This is a genomic window from Bacteroides caecigallinarum (assembly GCF_016901995.1).
Taxonomy (GTDB): domain Bacteria; phylum Bacteroidota; class Bacteroidia; order Bacteroidales; family Bacteroidaceae; genus Phocaeicola; species Phocaeicola cellulolyticus.
Genome location: NZ_JACJLE010000088.1, coordinates 1 through 6,613, shown reverse-complemented (window position 1 = coordinate 6,613; position 6,613 = coordinate 1). Strand labels below are relative to the sequence as shown.

5 protein-coding genes are annotated in these 6,613 nt (G+C 40.9%); all 5 read right to left on the bottom strand.

Annotated features, from left to right (window positions below):
- Positions 1-697, bottom strand: a 697-nt coding sequence (locus H6A61_RS14765; RefSeq protein ID WP_204394652.1) for an MFS transporter, incomplete at its 3' end; no start/stop codon positions are given.
- 5 nt (positions 698-702) lie between these two features.
- Positions 703-2,571: a GH32 C-terminal domain-containing protein gene (locus tag H6A61_RS14760; protein WP_204394651.1), complete on the bottom strand. Its 1,869-nt coding sequence runs from the start codon at positions 2,569-2,571 to the stop codon at positions 703-705.
- 95 nt (positions 2,572-2,666) lie between these two features.
- The gene (locus H6A61_RS14755; protein WP_204394649.1) at positions 2,667-5,012 is read right to left on the bottom strand and encodes a TonB-dependent receptor; all 2,346 of its coding nucleotides are present in this window, start codon (positions 5,010-5,012) and stop codon (positions 2,667-2,669) included.
- Positions 5,013-5,213: 201 nt separating this feature from the next.
- Complete coding sequence (locus tag H6A61_RS14750) at positions 5,214-6,092, bottom strand: carbohydrate kinase family protein (protein ID WP_204394647.1); 879 nt, start codon at positions 6,090-6,092, stop codon at positions 5,214-5,216.
- A 6-nt stretch (positions 6,093-6,098) separates the two neighbouring features.
- On the bottom strand, positions 6,099-6,613 hold a 515-nt coding region (locus H6A61_RS14745), incomplete at its 5' end, for an MFS transporter (RefSeq protein ID WP_204394645.1).

The window sequence follows — 6,613 nt, the reverse complement described above, 5'->3', positions numbered from 1 at the left end:
TATTGGTTCCGACATCTATACCTACATGACACATTATACCGACAAAACAAAGCAGGATGAAAGGAGAGCCAAGAAGTTTAAGACAATCGGCAAAACCGGATGCCTTGTCGGGACGTTCTTCTTCTATAGGAGTAGCACCTAGCCAAAGTACGGCTATAACAGCTATTATCATGTATATAGGGAAGAGAATTCTCCAGCCAAGACCAAATGTAGGCATGGCCTGAGTAGCTCCCCACATGGCGATGTATGGTGCCAGGAATGAAGCTATTGCCTTGACAAACTGTCCGAAAGTCAAAGAACTGGCCAACTTGTCACCGCTTATGATATTACTTAATAGCGGATTCAATGATGTCTGCATGAGAGCATTTCCTATACCCAACAAAGAGAATGAACAGAGCATCAGCATATAGCTGTCACCGAATATAGGCAGGAGCAATGAAGCGAATGTCACTACAAGACTCAACAGTACTGTTTTCTTGCGGCCTATACGGTTCATCAGAATTCCGGTCGGTACTGAAAATATCAGAAACCAGAAGAATACCAAGGAAGGGAAGATATTGGCTTGAGAATCACTCAAGCCAAGGTCTGCCTTCACATAATTGGATGCTATTCCCACCAGGTCAACAAAGCCCATGGCGAAAAAGCAGAGCATCACAGGGATTAGTCGGGAAAGGTTATTTTGTGAAGTGGTATTCATAACTATTATAATCCTAATTTATGAATACTCAAGTTCTTAACCTCTGCCTTACCACCCTCTGTATAGAAACGAAGAGAATTATATACTTCTGTCGGGAATACAAGATTTGTCATTGCTATACGTCCTCCGTCAACGAAAAGTTCTACAGAACATTTGTCAACGAAAACATTAAGATGATATGACTTACCTTCACACAATGAAAGTGGTGCCCATGTTCCCAAAGCGAAATCATTGATATAGTTTATAGATTCTGTCTTGCGGCGGTCATGATTTTCCTTGAAGTGTGGTTCGGCTTTCTCACCAAAAGCGATCAAACCGCTTTCAGTACGATCCATCACAGCACGACCGGATTTCAGATCAAGATAGATTTTTGTCTTCTCACCTTTGGCATTCATTATGTCGAAACCTACTGTCTGAGCCTTACCTGGAACGATATCCATTTCCAATTCAACACCGCTGTTCAATCCGTCAGTTATACTGTCTATTACAGTTTCACCTTCTACAGAAAGACTTTCTATATTGCGTGTTGACTTACGAAGAGCTTCAGTTTCTTTCACTACATTTGCAGCCATATATATTTCGCCGTTCTTGGTATAAAGAGAAAGTTCTCTTGGCAATGCATTAGCTCCACGATATTGGCGTATAGGAGTTACGTTGGCGTACTGCCAGTTGCTCATCCATGGAACTGCAATTATACGGTCGCCTGTATTTGAGAAACAAACTGTAGCATAATGGTCTTTTCCGAAATCAAGCCATTTAGTTACGCTCTTGTCTGTATCGCATTTGAATTCTTTTCCGTCGAAATCACCGATGAAATATTCAGTAGCGCTACCACCGAAAGGACATCCCGGATTGATGTTTACTATCATAACCCATTTCATGTTGTCCTTGTTGCCGTCAACAGGAAGCTGGATAAAGTCTGGACATTCAAACTGGTTAGGCTGTACACCGTAGCCTTCGCCAAACTGGCTGAGGTATTCCCACTGCTTAAGATCTGTAGAAGAATAGAAACGCATGTTCTTGTCTGCAGAAACTATCATATACCATTTCTGTGCCGGTTCGTACCAGAACACTTTAGGGTCGCGGAAATCCTTCAATCCGTCAAACGGAGTAAGGATAGGATTATTCTCGTATTTTGTATATGTACGTCCGTTGTCGTTGCTATATGCCATGCACTGTATCTGTCCGTGTTCGTCACTGGCAGATGTATAGAATGCTATCATGGCATCTTTGCCGTAGCCTGCGCTGTTATTCTTGTCTATAACTGTACTTCCTGAGAAGATATGTCCCAATGTATCGCGTGCGATAGCCGGGTCTAGATGTTGCCAGTGTACCAGGTCTTTACTTACAGAGTGTCCCCAGTGCATATTTCCCCATTTTGAGCCATAAGGGTTATACTGGAAATAAAGATGATATTCACCATCCTTGTAAACAAGTCCGTTAGCATCGTTCATCCATCCGTAAAGCGGAGTGTGATGATATTCAGGACGGTAATAATCAGTATTCGATGTATCGAATGTATCAGCAAGAGAGATATTATCCCAGCATGCCGCATTGGCAGCTACACGTCCGATAGTAACAACTGCTTCCTTTACTCCCTGTGGTAATGCGAAAGGTACGTAATATTCTACGCTGTCAACAGCCAGACGAACATCCATTGCCATATCTGCAGGACTACCTGTATCAAGTTTCACTTTACCCTCATTACAAGATTCCTGAATAGGAAGGATAAGATATTTTGAAGGATTTGTAATATGTACTATTGTTAGAGTATCACCCTGATGTTCAAAGGTAAGACCACTCTTCTGTGGCTGACATGCAGTAAAGGAAACAGCTGCCATAGCCACTGCCAGATGATTGATAATCTTTTTCATGGTTGAATATTTTTAATTAGTTTATTTTTAGTGGATTTATTGAAATTATAGAAGTTAATTCAGTTAAAGGAACCAACTTCTATAACCTATTTTTATCAGAATTTCAAGCTTGCAGTAAATTCTACAGTGAACGGACGGATATAGCTACCTGCCATTACATGTCCTGCATACTGTCCTGCATCTTCTTTTTCGATAAGTTCAGCACCTGCTATACTACCTTTTGCTCCTGTCTGGTTAAGGAAGTTGACTACAGTACATCCAAGAGCCAGTTTCTTGTTAACCTGCCAATTCAAACCACCGAATGTTTCCCAACGACCGTTGAAATAATATGCATCATTGATGTTTGCATATGTCTTGCTGAAATAACGGAAGCTTGTCCAGATTTTCAAGTCTTTTGTAATCATATAACTTGGGTCGATTTCAACAATCACCTGTGGAATTTCAGCTACGATATTTCCTGTTGCATTAATACTTCCTACATAACCGTCTGAGAATGTAACTGAAGTTTCATACTTCTTATAAGTCGGCTTCTGATATGTGAACAGGAAGTGAAGATCAAATCCCTTGAACGGACGTGCTACAACGTCAGTTGTCCATCCCAATGTCTTGATATCGTATGTCAGAGGAGCAGCCATGATTTCAGTCTGTCCTGCATCTGTTTTATGCTGGAGATTCAAAGTTGAGTTATTGTTTGTCTTTGAAATATATGAGAAGAGTGATGTCAAACTCAACCATTCATTGTTGTAATATATTCCGGCACGTCCCAGAGGTACAGAAATTTTGTCAACGTTAGGCAATGTAGCCGGAGCGAAATTCTCAATCTTCGGATGCTGTGTGATGTAAGTGAAGTCACCTGTGAAACCGAACTGTTTTGTCAACTTATATGTTGCAGCTGCAGTAAGAGCATAGTTCAACCAGTCATAGCTCATAGGAGTTGCAGCAATTTTTGTAACACCGTCAGGAGCTGTTGCACCAAGATTATAATTTGCGAAGCGTCCTACATAATTACCATATGCATCTTTTACAGCTGCATTCTCACCACGCAATGCCTGATATTCAAGACGTGCACCGTAGTAAACATTCAGGAAATCTGTGATATCCCAGTCATGAGTAAAGTAAAGTGCCAGTTTGTTTTCATATCCGTTGTAATACTCCGAAGCATTTTTGTTCAGGTCGTAATAATAACCATTGCCTGAGTATGTGCGGCTAGCATATGAAGCATAATCTGTATTGTACAGTCTTACAGGATAGCTGCCGTCTGAAGGGACAGACTGATCGTACATTGTTGTACTTGAGCTATAATCTACATCGTAATACCATTCGTTAAGACCTAATCTCCATGTACCATTGCTCAATTTTCTGGAAAGCTCTGTAGTAAACATGAATGAATCGATAAATCCACGGTTCAGACATGACATTCGGCTCTGTACATATTCGCCTGTATAAGGCTGCATGCTTCCATCGGCTGCTTCGTACTGATAATTGATACCTGCTTCGTTTTTGTCAAGTGACATCGGTGACTGATATACCAGCGAACCGGTAGAATGATCATACTTCATAACTGTCTTCCAGTTCAAGCCGTTGTCCCATGAATAATCGTTCATCAATGTCACTACATGACCGATATTTTCTGTAGCATCGTATAAGTTAGTCTTTTTCACTTCTCCTGTACGCATGTCACGATACACCATTTCATTATCCATAGGAAGATATGATGTAGTACCGAGAGTAAAATCGCCGAATTCACGTACACTACCGTCGCCTACATATACGAATGGAGCAGACTGAGTGGCAAATGTATATACCGGATGGCTCTTTGAGAAATTATAAAGTGCAGTGAAAGCACCTCTGTTATTATTATATTTCTTTGTGATTGCAAATTTATATATCTGTGTACGGTCCTGGAACGGAGTTGCCTTAATATCGAATGTTCCCGGATCGAAGTCCTGATACATGCTGGCGCTGTATAACCAACCTTTACCAAGTCCGCCGTTAAGGTTAAGCGAAACTTCCTGCATTCCGAAGTGATTGGTCTTATAATTTAAAGTACCGTTGAATTTATCCTGACCAAGCTGAGTAAAAGAGTTTACGGCATAACCGATATTACCTGTAGTCACAGCTGTTTCTGAGATTTTAAGCAATCCCACATGGCTAAGGCTGGCATCAGCACGCCAAAGAGAGTTCACACTGTGAGGGTTTGTAGCATAAGTAACGGGAATACCGTTTTCAAGAACGTTCACATCGGCCGAAGGAAGACCAATCTGGATTTCACGAGGACCGTTAGCACTTGCGGCATTAAGCATAACGTTTCTGTTTGCTTCTTCCTTTTTGCTGTCACTGTTTTCATTTTTCTCTTGTGCATAAGAAGTTGCACATGCAATGGCAAGTAATAGTACTGCCGAATTCATTCTCTTCAATAGTTGTTTCTGTTCTGCCTTCATAGCATTCACATTGTTCTAGTAGTTTATGTTTTTTGCAAATGTATGAAGAAGTAAAACAAAGATTTATAACAAATGTTTCATACAAAATAAAAAATGTTTCATGCAACATTTGTATATGTACATGAAACATTTTTAGGAAGATACTAATCTTTCTAATTATACGACAAAAAGTCTTATTTTATAATAGAATTCTCTTATAACTTAATCCAAATACACATCCGGCAGTACAGGCATTGCACCATTCTGTGTACATACGTATGCTGACACTTTTACAGCAAGCTCATGAGCCTCACGTACTGACTTTCCTTTAAGAATGGAAGCTACAAATGTAGCGGTAAAGGAATCACCTGCCCCTACTGTGTCGGCTACAACTACTTTCGGTGTCTCTACAAATGAAACACTGCCGGGAGTAAATACATAACTGCCGTTCACTCCACAAGTAAGTATCAGCATCTTCAAGTTATATTTTGCAAGGAGGATCCAGCATTTGTCCTGAAGGTCAATACCGGGATATCCGAACATACGGCTCACTGTAACGAGCTCTTCATCATTTATCTTAAGTATATTACACTTACTGAATGAATGGCAAAGGATTTCCTTGGTATAAAAGCCCTGACGAAGATTGATATCGAATATCTTCAATATTTCATCTCCTTCGGGCATAGCGTCAAGGAAACGGTTGATTGTCTCACGAGACACGACACTACGTTGCGCCAAAGAGCCGAAACATACCGCACGCGTATGGCGAGCCAAATCTTCAAGAGCTGGAGTAAAAGGTACATTATCCCATGCAACGCCTTCCTTTATGTCATAACAAGGAACACCTTCGGCATCAAGTTCTACCTGTACGGTTCCTGTAGGATAAGGAACTGTCTCTACTATTCCGTAAAGTTTCTTTTCACGGAAGTTTTCAAGTATTTCGGTGCCAAGTTTGTCATCGCCTACGGCACTTACTACACGGCTGTTAAGACCGAACTGTGATATATGGTATGCAAAGTTTGCAGGGGCACCACCCAATTTCTTGCCTTCAGGAAGCACATCCCATAGTGCTTCACCCATTCCTACTACTAAATCATTCATAATGTGTTATTTTTTAAGTTTCATGGTATAAATCAATAAATAAATCACTCCTACTGTCATTACAGCTACAGCTCCGTCCTGACCGGCTGCATCAGAGGCAAATCCCATAAACAAAGGGAATACCGTTCCACCGAAAAGACCCATTATCATCAGACCTGATATCTCGTTTTTCTTTTCTGGCATTGAAAGCAAAGCCTGGGAGAAGATTATTGAGAAGACATTTGAATTGCCGAAACCTATCAGAGCGATTGATGTATATATCACTGAATCGACATCAGAAGTCAGCAGTCCAACCATGGCAGCAAGCATACAGAGTACACTTATAAGGAAAAACGAACGGGCAGAAACTTTCTGAAGGATAATAGAACCGGAGAAACAGCCGATAGTCCTGAAGATGAAATAAAGGCTGGTTGCAAAAGAAGCCTCATCAAGGCTCATGCCAAGACGTTCCATCAATATCTTTGGAGCTGTGGTATTGGTTCCGACATCTATACCTACATGACACATTATACCGACAAAAC

What these genes read in the sequence shown, in the direction of transcription:
- H6A61_RS14750 (WP_204394647.1), bottom strand. Translation starts at nt 6,092, where the DNA reads ATGAATGATTTAGTAGTAGGAATGGGTGAAGCACTATGGGATGTGCTT.
- H6A61_RS14755 (WP_204394649.1), bottom strand. Translation starts at nt 5,012, where the DNA reads ATGAAGGCAGAACAGAAACAACTATTGAAGAGAATGAATTCGGCAGTA.
- H6A61_RS14760 (WP_204394651.1), bottom strand. Translation starts at nt 2,571, where the DNA reads ATGAAAAAGATTATCAATCATCTGGCAGTGGCTATGGCAGCTGTTTCC.